This window comes from Ruegeria sp. CDSC079 (assembly GCF_059610505.1).
Window position 1 is genome coordinate 1 of sequence record NZ_JBXWNT010000007.1, and the last position, 23,071, is coordinate 23,071.

Consider the following 23,071-nt stretch of genomic DNA (forward strand, 5'->3'; position numbering starts at 1 on the left):
GTCTTGCCGTGGTCAACGTGCCCAATCGTGCCAATGTTGACGTGCGGCTTATTACGCTCAAACTTTTCCTTTGCCATTCCTCAGGCGCCCTTTTGTGCTTTGGGGGACCCTTGGTCCCGTGGTTACATCTGCGCGCGCGAGATATTGGGTTCAAAGGAGAAAATCAAGCACATCCTGCGGGAAATGCCGTTCTTTAAGCCGGATTTTGCGTTGCTTCACCTGAATCGAGTGGCTGGATCAGTTCGGGACGCCGGTCGAACCAACCGTTTTCCAAATGTTCCTCGGCCAACCATTCTTCGACTCGGTCCGCAACTTTCAGTGCCAGCCCGCTCATTTGCTCTTGTTTCGTCCGTTCATGACCCGACCCTTTCAGGGCACTACCGCCGGTTGTGTCTTCCAGCACCTGGAATTGCTTACCTTTGGCAAGAAACTCTTTCTTGTTCACGTCATAAACGTTGACCAGAACAATCGCAGTGCTCTTGGGGTTGTAGATCACCGGAATTCCGGGAGGGGCCAGCATGTAGCCCTCGAGGCTGATGCCGATGTCGTATTCCTGAGCGCCCGTATAGCGCCCAAGGCGGATGTCCAACGCGTTTTGAATGGCAGCAGTCCATTCGTCGGGCGTCGCATCCCGGCTTACCGGCCCCTGCACCGCCTTATCGGCAAAGGCATAGTTTACCCGCAACTTGAATTCGCCCAGCGACTCAGGCTCTTCGTAAACCTGCGTTTGGGTGCAGGCGCCCATCAGGGCCAATCCGGTGATCAGTGTCAAAATGCGCAACATATCTCGTCTCGATAGGCCTGTTTTTCTTTGATCTAACGCACCGATACGGCTTGTGCCAAGCCGTATCGGCATAAATCCTCTGTGACCGGGCCTGATCAGGAGAATTTAAAATCACGCGGGAAGCCGTATGGCGGCTTTTTCCCGACGCTGGCACGCTTGGCCAGCCATTGCGAAAGATCTGCCTCGTGCCGGGTCTTGTCGCCACCCATGGACCATTTCAGGCCCTCTTCCCAGTTGAAGGTGGTGATATCTGACAGCCCGCCGTCCAATTCCAGCGTCCCCTGCCGCCCGCGCGCCATATTGTATTTTTGCAGGCGAACGCCCTTGCCGCGGGTCATTTCAGGCAGTTCCTCGGTCGGGAAGACCAGAAACTTGCCGTTCTGAGAAACCACTGCAACGTGGTCACCTTCGATCGGCTTACAGATAATCGCTGTTTCGTCGCCTTTGACGTTCAGCACCTGTTTGCCGTTTCGGGTCTGTGCCAGCACGTCATCCTCGGGCACGGTGAAGCCATTACCCGCATCCGAAGCCACCAGCAGCTTGCGCCCCGGCTTGTGGATCAGGATGTCGATTATCTGCGCCTCATTCGGCAGGTCGACCATCAGGCGCAGCGGTTCGCCCATACCCCGACCGCCGGGCAGATTCGCGGCACTGATCGTATAGAATCGACCGTTCGAGGCAAAGACCAGCAGCCGATCGGTGGTTTCCGCATGGAAGATAAACCGTGGCCCATCGCCATCCTTGAACTTCAACTCACGGTTCAGGTCGATATGGCCGGTCATGGCGCGAATCCAGCCCATCTGAGAGCAGACAACTGTGATCGGTTCGCGGTCGATCATCGCCTCAAGCGGGACCTCTTCGACCTGACCTGCTTCGGCAAACTGGGTGCGCCGCGCTCCGCCCTCATAGTCCTTGCCGAAGGTTTTCTTGGTCTCTTTCAACTGCTCGGCGATGCTGGCCCATTGCAGGCTTTCGTCGGCTAGCAGATCTTCGAGATTGGCACGTTCCAACATCAGCTCATCGCGTTCGCGAACCAGCTCCATCTCTTCCAGACGACGCAAGCTGCGCAGACGCATGTTAAGAATTGCGTCGACCTGGACCTCGGACAGCTCGCCCTCGCCCGGTTTGGGCGAGACATAGTCGGCCTCATTGGTGGCGCGGACATGGTCGATGCCCCAGTCTTCGCGCATCAGCGCAGCCTTGGGGTCATCGTCATAGCGGATAATGTCGATCACGCGGTCAAGATTCAGGAAGGCAACGATAAAGCCCTCCAACACCTCCAGCCGATGGTCGATCTTGGCCATCCGGTGGCGCGACCGGCGCAGCAGAACCTCTTGCCGGTGATCAAGGAAGGCGCGAAGCACTTCTTTCATCGAGCAGACTTTGGGTGTCACCCCGTCGATCAGCACGTTCATGTTCAGGCTGAACCGCACCTCAAGGTCCGAGTTGCGATAGAGCATGCCCATCAGAACCTCGGGGTCCACATTCTTGGAACGCGGCTCAAGGATCAGGCGGATGTCATCGGCGGATTCGTCACGAACGTCGCCAAGGATCGGGATTTTCTTGGTCTGAATCAGCTCGGCGATCTTTTCGATCAGCTTCGATTTCTGAACCTGATAGGGAATCTCGGTGACGACGATCTGCCACTGACCGCGGCCCAGATCCTCGACCTCGAACTTACAGCGCAGGCGGAATGACCCGCGCCCGGTGCGATAGGCCTGCGCGATATTCGCAGGCGGTTCAACGATTACGCCGCCGGTTGGGAAATCCGGTCCGGGCACGTAGTTCAGAAGCGTATCGTCGCGCGCATCCGGCGTCTTGATCAGATGCAAACAGGCGTCACACAGTTCCGAGATGTTATGTGGCGGGATATTCGTCGCCATGCCCACCGCAATACCGCTGGAGCCATTGGCCAGCAGATTCGGAAATTGCGCGGGCAGAACCACCGGTTCGGTCAGCGTGCCGTCATAGTTGTCACGGAAATCGACAGCATCCTCGTTCAGACCCTCAAGCAGAGCCTCGGCCACGATCGTCATGCGAGCCTCGGTATAACGAGAGGCCGCCGGGTTATCGCCGTCGATATTGCCGAAATTCCCCTGCCCGTCGACCAGCGGATAACGCACGTTGAAATCCTGCGCCAAACGCGCCATCGCGTCATAAATCGCGGCATCGCCGTGCGGGTGATAGTTACCCATCACATCGCCCGAGATTTTCGCCGACTTACGGAACCCGCCCGTTGCACTGAGTCGCAACTCGCGCATCGCATAGAGGATTCGCCGATGCACCGGCTTCAAACCATCCCGTGCATCGGGCAAGGCCCGGTGCATGATGGTGGACAGCGCATAGGTCAGATAACGTTCACCAATCGCGCGGCGCAGCGGTTCGGCTACTTCGCCCCCGTTTTCGGGGGCCACCATATTGGGGTCGTCGATCGTATCATTCATAGATGATGTGATACGACGCAAGGGCGCGCGGGTAAAGCAAGCAAGACGTATTTTACTGGGGACAAGTGGCGCTTTTTGCAACAGGGGGAGGCAACCCCCCGATTTCCCCCGTTTTTCGACTTGGGTCGCGAATTATGCTAGGATGTCTGACATTAGTCTGCTGCCTTTTTTTGTTTTGATTGATCGACCGGGGGATGCGCCATGACGCGCCTGATTGTAATGAGTTTCGCTGCACTTGGCTGGTGCTTTTACGTCATGAGTGGCGGGCCTAATTTCGAGCCGCGCGGTGTGCGGTCGGAACAGCCTGTGCGAGTCGCCTCGAAAGCGGCCCCCAAAAGCGTAGCACCGTCTCCGGCAAAAGAGCTTGTGACAAATGTCGCTATGCGCTCGCCGGTCGTGCGCGAGCGCCCGATTGATCCCCAGCCAGCAGTCGCAGCGATTGTCGCAGAACCTGCCAGTCTGGACACTTTCAACGCGCTTTCGGTGTTTGACGATCAGACTGCCAGCATCACGCTTGCGTCTCTGGAAGACGGTGTAACTGGCCTGAAGCAAATCACCAAGGACGTGCAGCCTGAACCCGCCGCCCAGCCTGAACCCAGGAAAGATATCCGGGAAATCTCCGGGACCCGCGTGAACATGCGTGACGGCCCTGGAACGATCTACCCGATTGTTGGCAAAGCGCGCATCGGCCAGAAGGTCGAGGTGCTAAGTGACTCGGGCACCGGATGGTTGCGACTGCGCGTGTTGCCGCAGCAACAGGTGGGGTGGATTTCGACCTCTTTGGTCAGAAAAACACCAGACTGACGTGGAGCAATGATTGTTCCCATACTCTGTGCACCCTAGCTTGGGGCTGGTTCAGAATCGGGAAAATCATGCAGAAAACCATTCTAATTACTGGCTGCTCATCGGGCATCGGACTGGATGCGGCGCATGGGATGCGCGCGCGGGGTTGGCGCGTGTTTGCCTCGTGCAAACAACAGCGCGATTGCGACCGGTTGCGGGCGCAGGGGTTTGAAAGCCCGCGCATTGATTATACCGACACGGCCAGCATATCGTCGGGTTTGAACGAAGTGTTGGAGGCCACCGGAGGCACCCTGGACGCGCTGTTCAACAATGGCGCACATGGCCTGCCCGGCGCGGTCGAGGACCTGCCGACCGAAGGCCTGCGTCAGATTTTCGAGGCGAACTTCTTTGGCTGGCACGAACTGACCAGACAGGTCATCCCGATAATGCGCAATCAAGGACACGGGCGAATCGTTCAGAACTCTTCGGTGCTGGGTCTGGTGGCCTATCCGTGGCGCGGCGCCTATGTGGCCACGAAATATGCAATCGAAGGGCTGACGGATACACTGCGCCTAGAACTGGCTGATACGGGGATCAAGGTCATTTTGATCGAACCCGGCCCGATCACATCTAAAATCCGCGAAAACTCGATCCCGTTCTTCGAGCGGTTCATCAACTGGCAAAACTCGGCCCTGCGCGAGCGTTATGAGTCCTCTTTGTTGAAAAGACTGTATGAATCGTCGGGGCCGGATCGGTTTGAACTGCCCGCATCAGCAGTTACGACCAAGCTGGCCCACGCCGTAGAATCCAAGCGCCCGCGCCCCCGATACTATGTGACAACACCTACATTTATCGCCGGTTGTTTGCGCCGCATCCTGTCGACACGTGCGATTGACCGCATCCTTGCAGGGGTCTGAGGCGAAATAACCCGTTCGCTTTTGGCACGCACGGGGCTAGATGATAGCCCTAGGCAAACAGAAACGCGGACGGTGTACTCATGGACCTAATGATGGTCATTTTGCTTTTGGCCATGGCGGCGGTTGTCGTCGTATTGGCGCTTGGCATCTCGAATTTTGGCAAAAGCGGCAGGGACGCGGCACTGAAAAGCAACAAGTATATGCGCCTGCGTATCCTGTTTCAGTTCATCGCCGTGATTCTGATCGTGCTTTACGTCTGGCTGCGCGGTCAGGGAGGTCAGTAAATGGTCGTATTGAACAAGATTTACACCCGCACCGGTGATGATGGCAAAACCGCTCTCGGCAATGGCGAACGCGTTGCCAAATACTCGGGCCGCGTGACCGCTTATGGCACCGTGGACGAGTTGAACGCCTTTGTCGGCGTCGCCCGGACCGAGGCAGATGGGGATGTCGAAGCTGCACTCGCCCGCATTCAGAATGACTTATTTGATCTGGGCGCAGATTTCTGTCGTCCCGATATGGAAAAGGATGCCGAAGCAGACTATCCGCCTCTGCGCATCGTGCCCTCGCAGATTGACCGGCTCGAGGTTGAAATCGACGCGATGAACGAAGCCTTGGAACCGCTGCGCAGTTTCATCCTGCCCGGTGGCTCGCGTCTTGCGGCGCATCTGCATGTATGTCGAACCGTATCTCGCCGAGCCGAACGGCTTGCGGTTGAGCTGACCAACATGGAGCCGGTCAACGAAACCGCAGTCAAGTACCTGAACCGTCTGAGCGACTGGTTCTTCGTCGCAGCCCGTTGTGCCAATGAAAACGGAACCGAAGATGTTCTGTGGGTTCCGGGCGCGAACCGCTGAAAGCGGCGTTGCGTCCAGTGGACGCGGCGGCGACCGGAAGGGCGAAGCCCCGGCCCGACGGGCGGGCGCAAACCGATAGCTTCCTGCCTTTTTGGGTGGGTGTGTGGTGCTTGGTCACGTCAAAAATAGCAAAACGCGACGTCCGTTGCAGATGACGTGACGATTTTGCCCTGTTGCCGCCTGAATTGAATCGCTATTCAAGCCCTCATGAACATTGGTGGAGTCGCGACGCGGCTTGCCGTTTTTTGTGAGGAGCTAGCGCAAAATGAAGGTACTCGTGCCTGTCAAACGCGTGATTGACTATAACGTTAAAGTTCGCGTCAAAGCGGATGGCAGCGGTGTCGATCTCGCCAATGTCAAAATGTCGATGAACCCGTTCGACGAAATTTCTGTCGAAGAGGCAATCCGTCTGAAAGAAGCCGGCAAGGCAGACGAAGTCGTCGTTGTTTCTATCGGCGTAAAACAAGCCCAGGAAACACTGCGCACTGCGCTGGCCATGGGCGCGGACCGTGCCATCCTGGTCATTGCTGCAGATGATGTCCATCAGGACATCGAACCCCTGGCCGTTGCCAAGATCCTGGCCAAAGTGGTCGAGGAAGAGCAGCCCGGTATCGTTCTGTGCGGCAAGCAGTCTATCGACAACGACATGAATGCAACTGGTCAGATGTTGTCAGCTCTTTTGGGCTGGTCACAAGGCACCTTTGCGTCCGACATCGACATCGACGGCGACAGCGCAAAGATCACTCGCGAAGTCGATGGTGGCATGCAAACCATCAGCGTCAAAATGCCGACAATCGTGACCGTGGACCTGCGCCTGAACGAGCCCCGTTACGCGTCGCTGCCCAACATCATGAAGGCGAAGAAAAAGCCGCTGGACGAGAAAACCGCCGCCGATTACGGCGTCGACGTCTCGCCGCGCCTGGAAGTCGTCAAAACCGAAGAACCACAGGCACGTGCCGCTGGCATCATCGTCGGCTCGGTAGACGAGCTTGTCGCGAAACTCAAAGAAGCGGGGGCTGTGTAATGGCTGTTCTTCTTCTCGCCGAAGTCAACAATGGTGAACTGGCGCTGGACGCAACCGCCAAAGCTGTAAACGCAGCAAAGGCACTGGGTGATGTAACCGTTCTGGCCGCAGGCGGTTCCGCTGCTGCTGCCGGTGAAGCTGCCGCCAAGATCACCGGCGTCTCAAAGGTTCTGGTCGCCGAGGACGAATCGCTGGGCCATCGCCTGGCGGAATCCACTGCTGCGCTGATCGTAGGTCTGGCTGATGGTTATGAGCACATCGTTGCCCCCGCCACCACCGATGCCAAGAACGTTATGCCGCGCGTTGCCGCGCTGCTGGACGTCATGGTCATCTCGGACGCGTCCGGTGTCGTCGACGGCTCGACCTTCGAACGCCCAATCTATGCGGGCAACGCGATCCAGACCGTCAAATCTGTGGACGCCAAAAAAGTCGTCACTTTCCGAACCGCAAGTTTTGATGCTGCGGGCGAAGATGGCTCGGCAGCCGTTGAGACCATCTCGGTCGGCGAGAACCCCGGTCTATCGTCCTGGGTCGAAGACAAGGTAGCCACAAGCGACCGCCCCGAGCTGACTTCGGCTGGCGTTGTTGTGTCGGGTGGCCGTGGTGTCGGTTCTGAAGAGGACTTCAAGCTGATCGAAGGTCTCGCTGACAAGCTGGGGGCCGCAGTAGGCGCATCGCGCGCCGCAGTCGACTCGGGCTATGCTCCGAACGATTGGCAGGTGGGTCAGACCGGCAAGGTTGTTGCCCCGGATCTGTATGTCGCTGTCGGCATCTCGGGTGCGATTCAGCATCTGGCAGGTATGAAAGACTCGAAAATCATCGTGGCAATCAACAAAGACGAAGAAGCGCCGATCTTCCAGGTTGCCGATTACGGTCTGGTCGCCGACCTGTTCCAGGCCGTTCCGGAACTGACCGAGAAACTCGGCTGATCAACGGGCTAGACTTTTCCACGAAGAATCTTGCATTGGGCCCGCCATCGGCGGGCCCTTTTCATTGCAGGTTTCTGATCGGACCGACCAAGGCGTCAGCAATCGACCTGTGTGCCGCAGGACCTATCATATATTCCGCCATGGGCTGTTGCAGTGTTCCAAACAGCATATCTTCAAGCTCATCGGACTGCCCCGACACGCTGACCGTCACCTCAACGATCTCGGCGCTGAGAGGGCGCAGGGCCTCGATCATCTGTGGCGTGATCCGAATATCAGCACCGTGCTTGGGCTGATCACTTTCTGCCTCACGCAGGACCTGCAAATTCAACAAGACAACAGGCGCTTCAAGCGCCTCAACAAGCCCCCCAATGCGGTCGATCCAATTCCGTCGCAGCTCTTCTGTGATTACCTCGAACCGCGCATCATTGCGGCCCTGCAACAAAATCATCAGGTGATGTACGAAATGGACATCGGCAAAGTCGATCTCGGGATAGAGAGATTTCAGATCCTCTGTCGGAGCCAAAAAACGGTCGTTGCGTCGGGGATGAACCCGGTAGAATCGATTGGACTGCCCCAATATGTCGCTAAGCTGAACCAAGCAGAGCTCTGCTTGGTTCAGTAAACCCCTCAACTCCGTGTCATCGCACAGCGCATCTACACCGCAAAAAAGACTTCCGAAATTCAGGCATCGTCTGTCCAACCTCTCTTCGAGAACTGCCGCGAATGGCTGCTCGACGAATCGCCCGAATGTTTCGGTCCCACCTGCGCAGGCCACAAATGACGTCTCCAGCGAACGCATTGGCCCACGAAACCACAATCGTGACTCACCGTATTGGCACACGTCATGCTCGAGTCGCCCCGAGCCAGCTTGATGATAGCTCATATCACTCACCCAATTTTCACCCGGATGCCATCTTGCAGCCGCAAGTCTTGAGAATCTCCTAATGTGCGCATTTGAAGCAAAGTCGAACGGTCTGATCCCCTTGCCGCCCGCCCCGATCTGCCGATAGTGTCATCCTACCCCGTGGCACAGAGGCATCAAAAAATGGATGTAAAATCAGTCGGAGTGATTGGCGCAGGCCAAATGGGCAATGGTATCGCCCACGTACTGGCTTTGGCGGAATATGACGTTCTGCTGAACGACGTTAGCCAGGACGCGCTGAACAGCGCCATGGCGACGATTGAAGGAAATATGGCGCGCCAGGCATCGCGCGGAAAAATTTCGGATGAGGAGATGCAATCCGCGCTGAAACGCATCACGACTACAATGGAGCTGCCAAAGCTGGGCCAGACTGACCTGGTGATCGAGGCCGCAACCGAGCGTGAGACCGTCAAACAAGCCATTTTCGAAAGTTTGCTGCCACATCTGCAACCGCATACAATCCTGACGTCAAATACGTCATCTATTTCGATCACACGTCTGGCGAGCCGAACAGACCGGCCCGAACGCTTTATGGGTTTTCACTTCATGAACCCAGTTCCGGTGATGCAACTGGTTGAACTGATCCGGGGCATTGCTACGGATCAACCAACATTTGCTGCCTGTAAGGCCGTTGTAGACCGCCTGGGCAAAACCGCCGCCAGCGCCGAAGATTTCCCGGCTTTCATTGTCAACCGCATCCTGATGCCGATGATCAACGAGGCCGTATACACCCTGTATGAAGGCGTGGGGAATGTTCAGTCGATTGACCAATCGATGAAATTGGGCGCAAACCACCCGATGGGACCGCTAGAACTCGCTGACTTTATCGGCCTAGACACCTGTTTGGCCATTATGAACGTGCTGCATGATGGATTGGCCGATACCAAATATCGCCCTTGCCCGCTGTTAACGAAATATGTCGAAGCGGGCTGGCTGGGACGTAAAACGCAGCGTGGTTTTTATGACTATCGCGGCGAGGCCCCGGTGCCGACCCGGTAAAGGCCACCGCCCGGAATTCATCCGGGCGCAGCCACCGAGATTGTCCTGATCAGATGAAATTGCAGGTCAGAGCTTGGTTGCCTGCCCCAGACCCAGCGTGTGCTTTCTGAGCCAAGCCATAAAGCCGCGCGGATCTCGTTCCAGCAGCTGCATATCCTCATCCGAGATCGGTTCTCCGATCACCGGGGATTGCGGTTTGTTGCAGGATCGAACGATCTCGTGCAGCAACAAACCCTGGCGCAGAATCGCAGAAAGCTTGTTGGCGATCTGGTAGGCACGCGAATTCCTGCCAGGGAAAAAGATCGGCAGGACCTGCGCGCCGGATCGACGGATCATTTTGGCAGTGAACACGTTCCACTCACGCTCGATCACCGGCCCGAACCAGTCATCCGAAGACATCACGACGCCCGAAGGGAACAAGGCCACAACGCCCCCGTTTTTCAGATGCTCCATCGCATTGCCGCGCATCTCAAGCATCTTGGCCTGTGCCTCGGGATCGTGCGGGAAGGGCACCGGAATCATGAACGACGTCGCCGCCTCGTCCAAACCTGTCAGAACCGAACGGGTCAAGATCCGATAGTCGCTGCGGACCCTGCCGATCAGCTCTGCCAAAATCATGCCGTCGACCATGCCATGGGGATGGTTGGCTACGACGACCACGGGCCCCGTTTTCGGAATACGCGCGATCTGTTCCTCTGGCGTGGTCAGGTCGATGCCCATTATATTAAGCGCACCTGCCCAGAACCGTTGGCCGCGGAATTGTTCATTCTGCTTCTCGAACTTGTTAACCATACCCAAAATGGTCAATTTACCCGTACACCATTCAATGGTGCGGATCGCTGTTGCAGTCCAAGGGTCGTCGAACGAGTTTGCGTAGGTCAGGGTCTTACGATCATAGATCTCGCCCTGGTCCTTGGTCCCATCCACCACCGGGCCTGTCTTGGTCTCGTGCGTTGTTTCCGCCAATTCCTGGTTATCCCGTTCTTCGTATCACGGCGGGTGCGGTCAGAAACCTTCTCCGAACTTGTCGTTCACCAGAGTCTCCAACGCATCAGCCAACGCCTCAGCATCCGGTCCGGACGTCTCGACGTCAATAGTCGTTCCGCGAGACGCTGCCAACATCAAAAGACCCATAATGCTGTCGCCGGATGCGGAAAGCCCGTCTTTCGACACCTCGGCCTGAGCGTCGAACCCTTCTACCAACTCAACCAGCTTGGCCGAGGCGCGGGCATGCAGGCCCTTTTCATTGATAATTTTCAAGCTTCGGGTGGTCATTCTTTATCTGTCCGGTTCTCGTCAAACGTCACATTTTGCGCATTGATATACTTACGTCCAGCTTCCATTGCCTGTCGCACGGCTTCGCCAATCGGCAGGTGGCGGGATTTGGCCAGTTTTATCAACATGGGAAGATTTGCGCCGTAAAGGATACGGCGATCCTGCGGCGCGCAGGCACGCAGGCTGAGATTCGACGGGCTTCCGCCAAACAGATCGGTCACGACGACAACACCGTCACCAACATCAACACTGTCGGCGGCCGCACAGATTTCCGATTGCTTCGCTTCGCGATCATGATCGGCCTCGATCGAGATCGCGGCCAGGCCGGGCTGATTGCCGACCACATGCTGCATCGCGGCCAAATATTCTTTGGCCAGCCCACCATGTGCTACGAGTACGATCCCGATCAATCCGGCCTCACATTCAACGATCGTCTTTCCATTTCGCGATGCCTAATTGCCACTTGCTGCCCCCCCTCTGCAAGGGCCTTTGCAACCGCTTCGGCCATTGCAACCGATCTGTGTTGCCCTCCGGTACAGCCAAAGGCCACGGACAGGTAGGCTTTGCCCTCGGCCCGGTAGGCGGGCAACAACAAAGTCAGCAGGTCAACCACCCTTTCGAAGAAAGGCGCATAGTTCGCGTCGGTTTGAATATAGCTCGCCACATCCGAATTGCGACCATCATCGGCCCGAAGCTCGGGACGCCAGTACGGGTTGGTGAGAAAACGGCAGTCAAAGACCATATCCAATCCGCGAGGCAAACCACGCTTATAGGAAAATGATTCGATGGTTACCGCCAGATGCCGCCCACCCTGAGGTGCAAACCAACGCTCTACCTCTTCGCGCAGTTGGTGAACATTCAGTGGCGTGGTGTCGATCAACGTATCTGCGAGTTCACGAATTGGGGCCAGCGACTCTTTTTCCTGGCGCACTCCGGTTTCAGGGCTGGCATCCGCAGACACCGGGTGACGTCTGCGGGTTTCCGAATACCGGCGCAGCAGGATTTCATCGCTGCAATCGAGATAAAGCGTGGTCAGGTCAACCTGCTCCATCCACCGAAGCTTGGCCAGCAATTCGATGACGCCAATCGTGGAAAAATCGCGGTTGCGTGCATCAATACCCAGCGCCATGGGACGGTCGGTTCTTGGCCCGTCTAATAGACGCAGCAAAAGACCCATGGGAAGGTTGTCGATGGCCTCGAACCCCAGATCCTCTAACACACGGATTGCGGTGGACCGGCCTGCGCCGGATGGGCCGGTGACAAGTACGATGCGTCTTTGGGTCGTCATTGATTGGGCCATTCCGGGTCTGCGCACCCGTTTTTCATCAGTAGCAAGAGCGCTGCTGGTAAATTGGAGACGCCAGCGCCCCGAAGCAAGGGAACAGTTTGCCTCAAGATAAGAATTGAACGGGGTTCTGGCAGGCGCTCGGGTTCTTCTTGCGCCATGTCCACCACAAAGCCAACCGGCACCGGCCCAACCGAGACTGCCCGTAACAGGCCAAGACCTCTTGCCTCGATCAGTCCACCGATATTTGGAGCCGCCTCTGCCAGGGCGAGATTACCATCCATATACAACCGAACCCGATCGTCCGCGACCAGATCGGCCCCCAACGCCATCATCTGCAAAGACAGCGCTGACTTCCCGGTGCCCGAAGGTCCCACGATCAAAACAGCACGGTCTGCTACCGCGACGCAAGAGGCGTGAACGATGGCAGTATCTTTGTGTTCAACAGAGGAGAGTGCGGACGTGCTCACCGCGTCAAACCGGCAGGCCCACGACAAATCGCGCGCCTTGAGGGTCTGATGTTATGTCCGCTTCGGTCGGGCGGATATTTTCGGCCCAAATCACCCCGCCATGCGCCTCGACGATCTGCTTGGAAATTGCCAGACCCAACCCCGAATTATTGCCGAAATGCTCGGCTGGTCGCTGGGAATAGAACCTTTTGAACACTTTGGTCAGGGCTTGCTCGGGGATGCCTGGGCCGGTGTCTTCAACAACAACCAGAACCCGATCCTCGCGCCGGCGTACCCACACACGTATGGCATCGCTTTCTTCGCAGAAGGAAATCGCATTGGTGATCAGGTTTACGAACACCTGCGCCAATCGCGCCTCAAGCCCGGTCACGGTGATTGGTTCGGGCGGCAGATCAGTGATGTAATCGATTCCCTTGGCGCGCGCATCCTCGCCCAGATACTGACCGAGGTTTCCGATCAGGTTCAACAAATCAAATGGCTGCTCTTCCTCCTTGACCAGTTCGGCATCCAGGCGCGAGGCGTTCGAAATGTCGCTGACCAGACGATCCAGCCGACGGACATCATGTTCGATCACCCCCATCAGCTTGTCGCGCTGGTCGTCTCTTTTAACCATGCGCAACGTGCCCACAGCGGATTGAAGGCTGGCTAGGGGGTTTTTGATCTCATGCGCCACATCTGCCGCGAATTGTTCGTTTGCATCAATCCGGTTGTACAGCGCTGTAACCATGCCGCGCAAAGCTCGGCTGAGTCGTCCGATTTCGTCCGGTCGCGCGCTCAGATCGGGGATGCGGATGCGGCCCGGGTTGACCCCCGCACCGCGGTCTTTACCCATCTCGGCGGCGGATGCCAGGTCGGCCAACGGGTTGGCGATGGTCGATGCAAGGACAAGGCTCAAGCCAACGGAAACCAAAAGCGCCACGACGAACATGCGCAGGATCCGCTCTTGATCACGGCGGGCCAATGCGTCGATTTCTCCGGCGGGACCGGCCATGGCAACCGCGCCAACGGGCTTTCCATCCAGTTGGATCGGGGCCGCAGCAACGATAACCGTTTCGCCTGCGTCATCCTGAACCGCCTGAACCTGAATATGCCCGGTCAGCGCCTGTGGAATGTTGGCCTGAACGCGTTGGGCCAAGGTTGGCGCTTCGCTGGTTTCATCTTGCTTGAACACTTTGGACAGCCCGGTCCAGACCGCGTTCAAGGCGTCACTGATCAGTGTGCTTCCAGTCTGCGCATCAGCTTCTGAGCGCAGCATGACCGGCATCTCTGAGACCGCAGGCGCGCCGCGCGTCCAACCAATCAGCGTCCCTCGGGCATCGTAAACAAAGACTTCACCGCCGACCGGCAGGCTGAGACCAGCCAACGTATCTTTGACATCCAGGATGGCCGCGTCGCGGGTAATGCCAGTCACATTCTGTCGCAGCTGGGTTTCAAATACGTTGCTGACCAACTGCGCATCACCAACCAAGTTCCGGGCGGTCTGCTGCACCTGTTCTTCTCGCGAATTATCCAGATATAGCAATCCGGTGACCAGAATCACCAATGCAATCATGTTGAATGTGATGATCTTGCGCGCCAGAGGCGAGCCCCGCAGGGAAAACAGATTGCGGCGGCCGCGTGTGGCCCTGAGTTCGGCGGAATCGTCGCTCTGGGGGATGACCCAGTCATCCCCAAGAACGACGTCACCGTCGCGTAACTCGTTTTCTTGCTCAGTATCGCGCACGAGACCCAGTAACCCCTTAACTTAGGCCACGCTTATTCTTCGTTGTACCGATACCCAATACCATACAACGTTTCGATGGCCGAAAACTCCGGATCAGCAGCGCGCATCTTTTTGCGCAGACGCTTGATGTGGCTGTCGATCGTGCGGTCATCTACATAGACCTGATCGTCATAGGCAACATCCATCAGCTGATCGCGGCTTTTGACAAATCCCGGACGCTGCGCCAAGGCCTGCAGCAGCAGGAACTCGGTCACTGTCAAAGAGACATCCGATCCCTTCCAGCTCACCGCGTGGCGCAAGGGGTCCATCCGCAATTCGCCCCGTTCCATCACCTTGGCGTCGCCTGTGTTGGCAGCCACGGGATCACCCGAGGTCGCTTCCTGACGGCGCAGCAAGGCCCGTATCCGTTCTACCAGCAACCGTTGCGAAAAGGGCTTTTTGACATAATCATCAGCACCCATGCGCAAACCCAGAACTTCGTCGATCTCGTCATCTTTCGAAGTAAGAAAGATCACCGGCATCTGAGTCTTCTGCCGCAGTCGCTGCAACAAATCCATGCCATCCATACGCGGCATCTTGATATCCAGCACTGCCATATCGGGCAGCTTCTTGTTAAACGCATCCAGAGCAGCCTGCCCGTCGTTATACGTTTCTACCTCGAAACCCTCGGCTTCGAGCGTCATGGATACGGACGTCAGAATGTTCCTGTCGTCATCCACCAGTGCAATCTTTGACATCGGGTTAACCCCTATTCCTGCTCTCATACGAAACAATTCGCTTATTTGTAGGGCATTTTTGTCGTTTTTATGGCCGCGAATCAATCGCCATCTACGAATCGTGCGATTGTTGTCACACACATGCGGCAAAAAAGCCGTTAATGGTCTTCGAAAAGTGTCTGTATTTCCGGCAGAAAAAACATGGTGGCGCTAAACCTGAACTTGGTTGCGCTAACTGCGCCAAACCGTCCTGTTCACGCCCTAAACGACCATGATAAGACCCGCCCAATCGCCGGTTTTCCCGGTACACTGCCCCAAGAGCGCACCTTGGCCAATCTGCCGCCGCGCCGCCACAGGAGAAGACACACATGACATCTGGACGGGTGAACCCGCAATTCCGCCTCGAAGATCAGGGCATCGAGGGTCTGGGCAATGTCTATTACAACTTCATGGAACCGGCACTGATTGAAGAAGCCCTCAAGCGGGGTGAAGGTACACTTGGCAATGGCGGAGCTTTTCTTGTCAGTACCGGCAAGTTCACTGGCCGTTCTCCCAAGGACAAACATGTTGTCCGCACCGACAGTGTCGCCGATTCGATCTGGTGGGAAAACAACGCCGAGATGAGTCCCGAGGGTTTCGAAACGCTTTATGCCGATATGATCGAGCACATGAAGGGTCGTGACTATTTTGTGCAGGATCTGGTCGGTGGCGCCGACCCCGCTTTTTCGATCAACGTGCGCATGGTCACCGAACTGGCATGGCATAATCTGTTCATCCGTCACTTGCTGCGCCGCCCGGATCGTGAAGACCTGGATGAGTTCATCGCGGATTTCACAATCATCAACTGCCCCAGCTTCCAGGCTGATCCGGCCAAGCACAACTGCCGTAGCGAGACAGTGATCGCACTGAACTTCGACCGCAAATTGATTCTGATCGGCGGCACAGAATATGCCGGTGAAAACAAGAAATCCGTCTTCACCCTGCTGAATTACATGCTGCCTGAAAAAGGCGTGATGCCGATGCATTGCTCGGCGAACCACGCGGTCGGCAATCCCGTTGATACCGCAGTCTTCTTTGGCCTCTCGGGAACTGGCAAGACCACCCTGTCCGCTGATCCGGCCCGCACCTTGATTGGCGATGACGAACATGGATGGTCAGATCGTGGCACTTTCAACTTCGAAGGCGGATGCTATGCCAAGACGATCAACCTGAACGCCGAGGCCGAACCCGAGATCTATGCAACCACTAGCAAATTCGGCACCGTGATCGAGAATATGGTTTTCGATCCCGAGACCAAGGAGCTGGATTTCGAAGATGACTCGCTGACCGCAAACATGCGTTGCGCCTATCCGCTCGAGTATATCTCCAATGCCTCGAAAAGCGCGTTGGGCGGGCATCCGAAGAACATCATCATGCTGACTTGTGACGCGTTTGGTGTTCTGCCCCCGATTGCGCGGCTGACCCCGGCTCAGGCGATGTACCACTTCCTGTCGGGCTTCACCTCGAAGGTTGCTGGCACAGAGCGCGGCGTGACCGAGCCCCAACCCACATTCTCGACATGCTTTGGCGCGCCGTTCATGCCGCGTCGCCCAGAAGTCTATGGCAACCTGCTGCGCGACAAGATCGCCCAGCACGGCGCAACCTGCTGGCTGGTGAATACTGGCTGGACTGGCGGGGCCTATGGCGTTGGCAGCCGGATGCCGATCCGTGCGACCCGCGGTTTGCTGACTGCCGCTCTGGATGGATCGCTTCGGGATGCGGAATTCCGCAAGGATGCGAATTTTGGCTTTGATGTGCCGGTTTCCGTCCCCGGTGTCGCCGAAGTTCTGCTGGATCCGCGTCGCACCTGGGACGACCAAGCCGCCTTCGATAAACAGGCTGAAAAGCTGGTTCAGATGTTTGCTGAAAACTTTGAGCAGTATCTGCCTTTCATCGACGAAGACATCAAAGCCGTAGCAATCGGTTAATGTTGCAAAAGGGGGGCAAACCTTTCCCCTTTTTTCGGACAGCACATCTGTTGGCAATCGTCCTTATACGTCTAACGTAAGGTGTCCTTACAAATTCGTTGCCCGATTTGCCGGTTTAAGCTATCCAATGATGTCATTAAGATAAATTCGCCCGACGCAATCGCGCCGGGCGTTGTTTAAAAATACCTTGGGTAACTCAGCCGCGCACTCACATTCGCGAATTGAGAAACCTAATCAGATAGCAAGTGTATGCCAATGGGGATGAGTGTCAATATGAGACTTTCTGAACATTCAGATTTCAGTTCGTCTCATACCGCTGCTTTGTCGCAGCGCGTGACATGGGAAACGACAGGTAACGAAATGACTGAAATCTTGAAACTGACCGAACTGCGCAAACTGATGCAAAGCATGGAGCGCACGCTGGGGCTGGAACAACTCTCACCGGTAGAGCGCGATATCTATTACGCCGCCGAAGAACTGTCCAAAGCTGACCAGGAAGTTCGGACATTTGGGTTGATTGAACACACGCTTGTGCAAAGCGTCTCGCGCCCGACCTTTTTTCGTGCGCTGAAGTCGCTGGTGCAGAAGGGGTATTTGTCACAAAGCGGTAGCGCGAACCGTGGACGGTATGTTGTGCATGCGCCTAAGTAATAAAGCGTTTGATCTGCGCATTGCTGGCTGACCGCCGTGCGCAGATGGGCCTCTGAAACGTTCTTTGCCTCACTGGCCTACGTGATTGCCTCGTTCCTTACGTTCGAGGTTCTGATGCCACTGCAGAACGTATTCTTCCCCGAATATCCCAGCAAGGCCAGCTTGCTGTTTCTCCCGCATGGTGTGCGTGTGCTCTCTGCTTGGTTGTTGGGGTGGCGGGCGATTTTTGCGCTCTTGCCCGGTGTCTTTCTTGTCTTTGCCTTTCTCGGCGGAAGCGACGTCTTCCTGCCCAACCGTCTGGCCGCCATAGCAATCGCCGTCACAACCGTTCCTGCTGTATTTTACCTATGCAAATGGGTCGGCTTCGATCTGTTTCCCCACCCGGACCGCAAACCATGCTGGTCCTGCGTCATGGGGGTCGGGATCGTCACGTCAATATTGGTGTCCGTACTGACCAATCTGGCTTTTGGCAGCGGTGGGCTGGAATATATCGCCTTCCTGATCGGCGATATCTCGGGCCTGTTCTTTCTGATGCTGGGGCTTTATTTCACGCTGCGCACGATAGATCGGCGTGCCTAGCCCATCAGCCCGCGTCGCAACAGGTTCAGCCCTGCGATAAGCAGCACGAACAGGGTGATCTTGCGAAACAGCGCCTGATCTATGCGCGACTGCAGTTGCAACCCCACCCACATGCCCGCCAGCCCCGGCAGCACCAGAGCAGCCGAGAACGGAGCGGTTTCGGCGCGGAAAATCCCGGAGCCCATATGCGCGAACAGCAACGCCAACGCCCCCAAACCATAGATGACCCCCTGCACACGCATCTGCACCGCTTTCGGGGTGTTTAAGGCGGTCAGATAGGCAACGGTTGGTGGTCCCCAAATTCCAGACATCCCCCCGACAAAGCCTGCAACCGCGGCGATCATGGCCTCTATTCGGGCAGATGGGCTGGCCAATTTCAGACGCAGCCCCAATACTTGGATCAATGCAAAGACTGTAACCGGGATGCCAATCATCAACAAAAAAGTTGATGCTGGCACTGCGCTGACCAACTGAGCACCAATCAGCAGAAACACCAACCCGACAACCAGAAATACACGGAACTGACGGATCGAGGACACGGCGGCCGGAACACCCCCGCGCAATGCCTGCACCCCATTTGTCACCAGGGTTGGCAGAATAAGCCCCGCGATCGCCATATCCGGCGAAAGGAACATGCTCAGCCCCGAGATCAGAACCATTGGCATGGCAAACCCGACCATGCCTTTGACCCAACCGGCAATGAAGGCAACCCCACAGGCCAGCAGCAGTTCTTGGGCAGAGAGCATAGAAAACAACGTCATGTCCCCCTGATATCACTCCTGACGGGTGCTGCACTGCAAAAATGATCAAGCAACTTTAGAACTTTTTAGTCGCATAATTCGTATTTTTGTTGCGCTGCATGTGCAGCATGATATGACCAGACGACTTTAGGAGAAAGCTGATTCATGGCCCATGACGGACAGGATATGACCCAGATGATTACATCCGCGATTTTGCCCGAGCTTCTAACGCTGACACGTGCGGCTCTGCCCGCCGTGGAGACCGTATTCGAACGCGCCCGCGAGTCGGTTCGCGCGATGGTGACAGAAGATGGTCGCGTGTCCGGCGCTCTGATCGAGGCCAATCAGACCGCCGCTCATGGGTTGGCATGGCTGGCGACATACAACCAGTCGCTGCAGCAAATGCAACGCTGGGCCGATGCTTTGGAGGCAGAAGGCAAATTCGGCGAGATCGAACAGCTGCTGCACCAAATCGCCTTTGGTGAATACTTGCATCAGGTCGCGGGCGGCATCCCAATGAACCAGGGTGAGATTTTGCGTCTTCAGGACATGGGTCTGGGCTGGGACGCGCTGTCCGGTTTCCAATGCGCCGAAGTTCAGACACTGATGGCACAGGCCAATTCACAGGCCGCACGCGGTCGCTTGGTTGAACTGATGGAAGAACAGGCCGGTGCCACGATGTTCGGAACGTCGGGCTTGGACGAAGAACTGGAAATGATCCGCGACCAGTTCCGCCGCTATGCCCAGGAAAAAGTCGAACCAAACGCCCATGATTGGCACCTCAAGGATGAGCTGATCCCGATGGAGATCATCGAGGAACTTGCCGAGATGGGTGTCTTTGGCCTGACCATCCCCGAGGAATTCGGCGGGTTTGGCCTGTCCAAAGCCTCGATGTGCGTGGTGTCCGAAGAATTGTCGCGCGGCTATATCGGCGTCGGTTCGCTGGGCACCCGGTCCGAGATTGCGGCCGAGTTGATCATTGCCGGCGGAACGGATGAGCAGAAAGCCCAGTGGTTGCCCAAGATCGCCAGCGCCGAGATTCTGCCGACGGCTGTTTTCACCGAACCCAACACGGGCTCGGACCTGGGCAGCCTGCGCACCCGTGCGGTCAAGAATGCGGATGGTGATTACGAGATCACCGGCAACAAGACCTGGATCACCCATGCGGCGCGAACCCATGTGATGACTTTGCTGGCACGCACCAACTCTGACACCTCCGATCATCGCGGCCTGTCGATGTTCCTGGCGGAAAAGACGCCCGGCACGGACGACAACCCCTTCCCCACCCCCGGCATGACTGGCGGTGAGATTGAAGTGCTGGGTTACCGCGGCATGAAGGAATACGAGCTGGGCTTTGATGGCTTCAAGGTCAAGGGTGAGAACCTTTTGGGTGGCGAAGAAGGCAAGGGATTTAAACAGCTCATGGAAACCTTCGAATCCGCCCGCATCCAGACCGCAGCCCGCGCCATCGGTGTGGCCCAAAGCGCGCTGGACATCGCCATGCAATATGCGCAGGACCGCAAACAGTTCGGCAAGTCGCTGATCAACTTCCCCCGCGTGTCCGGCAAGCTGGCGATGATGGCCGTCGAGATCATGATCGCACGACAGCTGACCTATTTCTCGGCTTGGGAAAAAGACAACGGTCATCGCTGCGATCTTGAGGCCGGGATGGCCAAGCTGCTGGGCGCCCGCGTGGCCTGGGCTGCTGCCGATAACGGCCTGCAGATCCACGGCGGCAACGGCTTTGCACTGGAATACAAGATCAGTCGCGTGCTGTGTGACGCACGTATTCTCAATATTTTTGAAGGGGCTGCCGAAATTCAGGCACAGGTGATCGCGCGGCGTCTGCTGGGCTGACCTGTTACGGCAATCCTGTTTCCCCAACTCGACCCGGCGCACGCGCCGGGTTTTTTTTGCCCGCAATACTACAATCTTCTGTTCCCAGTATTATTATTGATACCTGCCCTCATGTCCACGCTCGACCATGACCAGCCGCAGCACAAACTTCCCCCTATCACTGCGTCGATTATCCCGGTAGATCAGCGATTGATCACGAACCAGCGGCGAACACATGACCCGATCCATTCTTGTCCTTCTGGCCACGCTTGCGGCACTGGCCCTTGCCGGCTGTGCCACCCCTCAACCGACCGCAACGCAGAACGACATAGACGAGCTGGCGCTCGCCATCCGTTCTATGGGCCCTAAGGTTGATCCAGCCGAGGCACAGAAGGCGGCCACCATTGCCTATACCTATTCGCAGCGTCTGGCCCGAGAATGGCAGGTCACCGACCCGGCCATCATCCACAACGCCAAGGTCATCAACGGATTTCGTGAGCGCGGCCTGTGCAACGACTGGGCCGAAGCGATGACCAGCCGTTTAAGGGCCGAAAACTTCCGCACCCTGGAAATGCACTGGGCTACATCACCGCCAACGCCGCTGAGGATCATCCACCATTCCGCAGTGATCAGCGCAAAGGGCGACACGATGTTCGAGGGCATCGTCCTTGACCCATGGCGCAACAGTGGCGCGCTGACATGGGCGCCAACGCGCGAAGATACGCGATACAACTGGCGTACCCGCATGGAGGTGCGCACCGCTTTGCTAAACGGAGAGCAACCCTACTGAGTTTAGGACGGGGTCTTACACTGGCTGATCCGTTCCGCCACCACGGGCAGCATCCGCGCAGCCACCAGCTTTGACCCTTCGGGCGTCAGATGCGTGTAATCGACATACAGCACCTTGTCTTTGTGGAGGGGGCCGCCGATCTCGGCAATATCGGTGAAAGGCACATTGGCCTCTTCAAACAAAGCAGGGAAATCGACCCGCGCGCGATGCATCAGATCTTCGCGTCCCGGCTTGTACCAATCCCGCGTGAGCTGGGCGATTTCGCGGTCGGTCTCGCTTAGGACATTGGTGTCCTCATAGACGACCTCAGGCTGCAAAAAGACGTGATAGCAAAACCCGTGGTAGTCGCCGAATGTTTCGATCAGCTTGTAATTGCGCAAAAATCCGACCTTTGCAGTCTGCGCAAGCTCTGCTGAAAAGTCTCTTTGCAAGGCGGTAACATCCCCATACGTGATATTTTTGGGGATTTCATAGCGGTCGAACAAGCCTTGCGTAAATTTCGAAGCCAGTTTGAAGGTATAGGAATACTGCGCCGGGTACCGCAGGAACGCATAGGCTGAAAAGAAGGGTTTGCGATCATTCAAGGCGTCAATCATGCGTGCGGACGAGTAAGCATAACTTTGGACCGGATTATCGACCCCAACATTGTAAAAATCATTGTGGCCATCCAGAAACACAATCATGTCCGGGCTGTACTCATATAGCGTCTCGTACAGGTACAACACATGTTGAAAACTGTGATACGCAACAACTCCGGCGTTGATCACCTCAATCGTCACACCGGGCATCTGATCGCCCAACCGCTCGCGCAGGTCCTGTTGCAGGAAATACGCAACCGTTTCCTGATTGGTGAGCGTTGGGTGGTCAGGATAAATACTGCCCTGCGATCCGATGGCATAAGCAGTTGAGCCACCCATCAGAAAAATGCGGAACGTGTCGTCGGGTTTTGGCTGTTCAATCAGCGTATCGTGGCGGAACCCTTGATCGGAATGGATACGCTGTCCGCCAGTATCAAATCCTCGCTGATAGTCTGGGTTCAGTTTGTGACCACGGATCGAAGAGTATAGATGTCGCTCTGCCGTATTGCCCAGCGTGTTGTCATACACATAAACCACGGTGAAATACGAAAGCAGTTCAACCAGCAGGAAGAGAAAGAGGGCATAGATCAAAATCATAAAAAACTTGGTTACAGGTCGCATCCGCCCCATGCCAACATCATCATTTCCGCTCACTACGAAGCTCCAATTCTATCAGGTCAAAATCAAATAAACCTGGCGTATATACCGGTGTAAAAATTCCACCTAACTGCCCAAATCTTAGGAAAGGCCCGTTATTCGCTTTCAATATGTCCAAGATGTTTTGCAAGTCAACGGTCACCAT

The 23,071-nt window shown here is 56.5% G+C and carries 24 protein-coding genes; 12 read left to right on the top strand and 12 right to left on the bottom strand.

What is annotated here, in order from left to right; translation table 11 throughout:
* Positions 1-193: 193 nt before the first annotated feature.
* Positions 194-784: a hypothetical protein gene (locus AC2FIC_RS14160; RefSeq protein ID WP_281973483.1), complete on the bottom strand. Its 591-nt coding sequence runs from the start codon at positions 782-784 to the stop codon at positions 194-196.
* Between the two features lie 95 nt (positions 785-879).
* Complete coding sequence (locus AC2FIC_RS14165; protein WP_281995885.1) at positions 880-3,228, bottom strand: DNA topoisomerase IV subunit A; 2,349 nt, start codon at positions 3,226-3,228, stop codon at positions 880-882.
* A gap of 201 nt (positions 3,229-3,429) precedes the next feature.
* Here AC2FIC_RS14165 and AC2FIC_RS14170 point away from each other — a divergent pair, with 201 nt between their 5' ends.
* The 6 genes from AC2FIC_RS14170 (at position 3,430) to AC2FIC_RS14195 (ending at position 7,738) form a co-directional block, all read left to right on the top strand.
* Entirely contained in the window at positions 3,430-4,032 is a 603-nt protein-coding gene (locus tag AC2FIC_RS14170) for an SH3 domain-containing protein (RefSeq protein ID WP_496692211.1), read from the top strand.
* Positions 4,033-4,100: 68 nt separating this feature from the next.
* On the top strand, positions 4,101-4,928 hold the full coding sequence (locus AC2FIC_RS14175; protein WP_496692210.1) for an SDR family NAD(P)-dependent oxidoreductase: 828 nt from the start codon (positions 4,101-4,103) through the stop codon (positions 4,926-4,928).
* Positions 4,929-5,008: 80 nt separating this feature from the next.
* The gene (locus AC2FIC_RS14180) at positions 5,009-5,212 is read left to right on the top strand and encodes a twin transmembrane helix small protein (protein ID WP_142639289.1); all 204 of its coding nucleotides are present in this window, start codon (positions 5,009-5,011) and stop codon (positions 5,210-5,212) included.
* Positions 5,213-5,785 (top strand): cob(I)yrinic acid a,c-diamide adenosyltransferase, encoded by a 573-nt coding sequence (locus AC2FIC_RS14185; RefSeq protein ID WP_281973486.1) that lies wholly within the window; start codon positions 5,213-5,215, stop codon positions 5,783-5,785.
* 265 nt (positions 5,786-6,050) lie between these two features.
* The gene (locus AC2FIC_RS14190) at positions 6,051-6,809 is read left to right on the top strand and encodes an electron transfer flavoprotein subunit beta/FixA family protein (RefSeq protein ID WP_271951297.1); all 759 of its coding nucleotides are present in this window, start codon (positions 6,051-6,053) and stop codon (positions 6,807-6,809) included.
* A complete protein-coding gene (locus tag AC2FIC_RS14195) occupies positions 6,809-7,738 on the top strand; it encodes an electron transfer flavoprotein subunit alpha/FixB family protein (RefSeq protein WP_142639283.1) in 930 nt (309 codons plus the stop codon). The genes AC2FIC_RS14190 and AC2FIC_RS14195 overlap by 1 nt, the downstream gene beginning before the upstream one ends.
* Before the next feature lie 61 nt (positions 7,739-7,799).
* Here the strand turns inward: AC2FIC_RS14195 and AC2FIC_RS14200 are convergent, their stop codons facing one another.
* Entirely contained in the window at positions 7,800-8,621 is an 822-nt protein-coding gene (locus AC2FIC_RS14200) for a DUF6473 family protein (RefSeq protein ID WP_496692209.1), read from the bottom strand.
* A 162-nt stretch (positions 8,622-8,783) separates the two neighbouring features.
* On the opposite strand from AC2FIC_RS14200, the gene AC2FIC_RS14205 reads away from it, so the two are divergent.
* A complete protein-coding gene (locus AC2FIC_RS14205; protein ID WP_496692208.1) occupies positions 8,784-9,659 on the top strand; it encodes a 3-hydroxybutyryl-CoA dehydrogenase in 876 nt (291 codons plus the stop codon).
* Positions 9,660-9,725: 66 nt separating this feature from the next.
* On the opposite strand, the gene AC2FIC_RS14210 is transcribed toward AC2FIC_RS14205, so the two are convergent.
* The 7 genes from AC2FIC_RS14210 to AC2FIC_RS14240 are packed head-to-tail and all read right to left on the bottom strand — an operon-like array spanning position 9,726 to position 15,149.
* Positions 9,726-10,625, bottom strand: coding sequence for a lysophospholipid acyltransferase family protein (locus AC2FIC_RS14210; protein ID WP_271951305.1), 900 nt, complete (start codon positions 10,623-10,625; stop codon positions 9,726-9,728).
* Positions 10,626-10,664: 39 nt separating this feature from the next.
* On the bottom strand, positions 10,665-10,934 hold the full coding sequence (locus tag AC2FIC_RS14215) for an HPr family phosphocarrier protein (RefSeq protein WP_142639277.1): 270 nt from the start codon (positions 10,932-10,934) through the stop codon (positions 10,665-10,667).
* Positions 10,931-11,344: a PTS sugar transporter subunit IIA gene (locus AC2FIC_RS14220; protein WP_142639275.1), complete on the bottom strand. Its 414-nt coding sequence runs from the start codon at positions 11,342-11,344 to the stop codon at positions 10,931-10,933. The genes AC2FIC_RS14215 and AC2FIC_RS14220 overlap by 4 nt, the downstream gene beginning before the upstream one ends.
* Complete coding sequence (gene rapZ, locus AC2FIC_RS14225) at positions 11,341-12,234, bottom strand: RNase adapter RapZ (RefSeq protein ID WP_496692207.1); 894 nt, start codon at positions 12,232-12,234, stop codon at positions 11,341-11,343. The genes AC2FIC_RS14220 and rapZ overlap by 4 nt, the downstream gene beginning before the upstream one ends.
* Positions 12,219-12,689 carry an HPr kinase/phosphorylase gene (locus tag AC2FIC_RS14230; RefSeq protein WP_496690309.1) on the bottom strand — a complete coding sequence of 157 codons (471 nt, stop codon included), beginning with the start codon at positions 12,687-12,689 and terminating at the stop codon, positions 12,219-12,221. Before AC2FIC_RS14230 ends, rapZ begins: the two co-directional genes overlap by 16 nt.
* 4 nt (positions 12,690-12,693) lie before the next feature.
* Complete coding sequence (locus AC2FIC_RS14235; RefSeq protein ID WP_496692206.1) at positions 12,694-14,412, bottom strand: sensor histidine kinase; 1,719 nt, start codon at positions 14,410-14,412, stop codon at positions 12,694-12,696.
* A 32-nt stretch (positions 14,413-14,444) separates the two neighbouring features.
* Positions 14,445-15,149 carry a response regulator transcription factor gene (locus AC2FIC_RS14240; protein WP_142639269.1) on the bottom strand — a complete coding sequence of 235 codons (705 nt, stop codon included), beginning with the start codon at positions 15,147-15,149 and terminating at the stop codon, positions 14,445-14,447.
* Between the two features lie 347 nt (positions 15,150-15,496).
* On the opposite strand from AC2FIC_RS14240, the gene AC2FIC_RS14245 reads away from it, so the two are divergent.
* The 3 genes from AC2FIC_RS14245 to AC2FIC_RS14255 all read left to right on the top strand — a co-directional run bounded on the left by AC2FIC_RS14245 (position 15,497) and on the right by AC2FIC_RS14255 (position 18,325).
* The gene (locus AC2FIC_RS14245; RefSeq protein WP_496692205.1) at positions 15,497-17,095 is read left to right on the top strand and encodes a phosphoenolpyruvate carboxykinase; all 1,599 of its coding nucleotides are present in this window, start codon (positions 15,497-15,499) and stop codon (positions 17,093-17,095) included.
* A 273-nt stretch (positions 17,096-17,368) separates the two neighbouring features.
* Positions 17,369-17,746: a hypothetical protein gene (locus tag AC2FIC_RS14250; RefSeq protein ID WP_246097302.1), complete on the top strand. Its 378-nt coding sequence runs from the start codon at positions 17,369-17,371 to the stop codon at positions 17,744-17,746.
* 36 nt (positions 17,747-17,782) lie between these two features.
* Positions 17,783-18,325, top strand: a complete 543-nt coding sequence (locus AC2FIC_RS14255; protein WP_496692204.1) for a hypothetical protein — start codon at positions 17,783-17,785, stop codon at positions 18,323-18,325.
* On the opposite strand, the gene AC2FIC_RS14260 is transcribed toward AC2FIC_RS14255, so the two are convergent.
* Positions 18,322-19,086, bottom strand: a complete 765-nt coding sequence (locus AC2FIC_RS14260) for a sulfite exporter TauE/SafE family protein (RefSeq protein WP_496692203.1) — start codon at positions 19,084-19,086, stop codon at positions 18,322-18,324. The genes AC2FIC_RS14255 and AC2FIC_RS14260 overlap by 4 nt on opposite strands.
* 144 nt (positions 19,087-19,230) lie before the next feature.
* Between AC2FIC_RS14260 and AC2FIC_RS14265 the strand changes: the two genes are divergently transcribed.
* Complete coding sequence (locus AC2FIC_RS14265; protein WP_496692202.1) at positions 19,231-20,922, top strand: acyl-CoA dehydrogenase family protein; 1,692 nt, start codon at positions 19,231-19,233, stop codon at positions 20,920-20,922.
* 214 nt (positions 20,923-21,136) lie between these two features.
* Entirely contained in the window at positions 21,137-21,691 is a 555-nt protein-coding gene (locus AC2FIC_RS14270; protein WP_496692201.1) for a hypothetical protein, read from the top strand.
* 2 nt (positions 21,692-21,693) lie between these two features.
* On the opposite strand, the gene AC2FIC_RS14275 is transcribed toward AC2FIC_RS14270, so the two are convergent.
* Positions 21,694-22,923, bottom strand: a complete 1,230-nt coding sequence (locus AC2FIC_RS14275) for an SGNH/GDSL hydrolase family protein (protein WP_142639259.1) — start codon at positions 22,921-22,923, stop codon at positions 21,694-21,696.
* Positions 22,924-23,071: the final 148 nt, after the last annotated feature.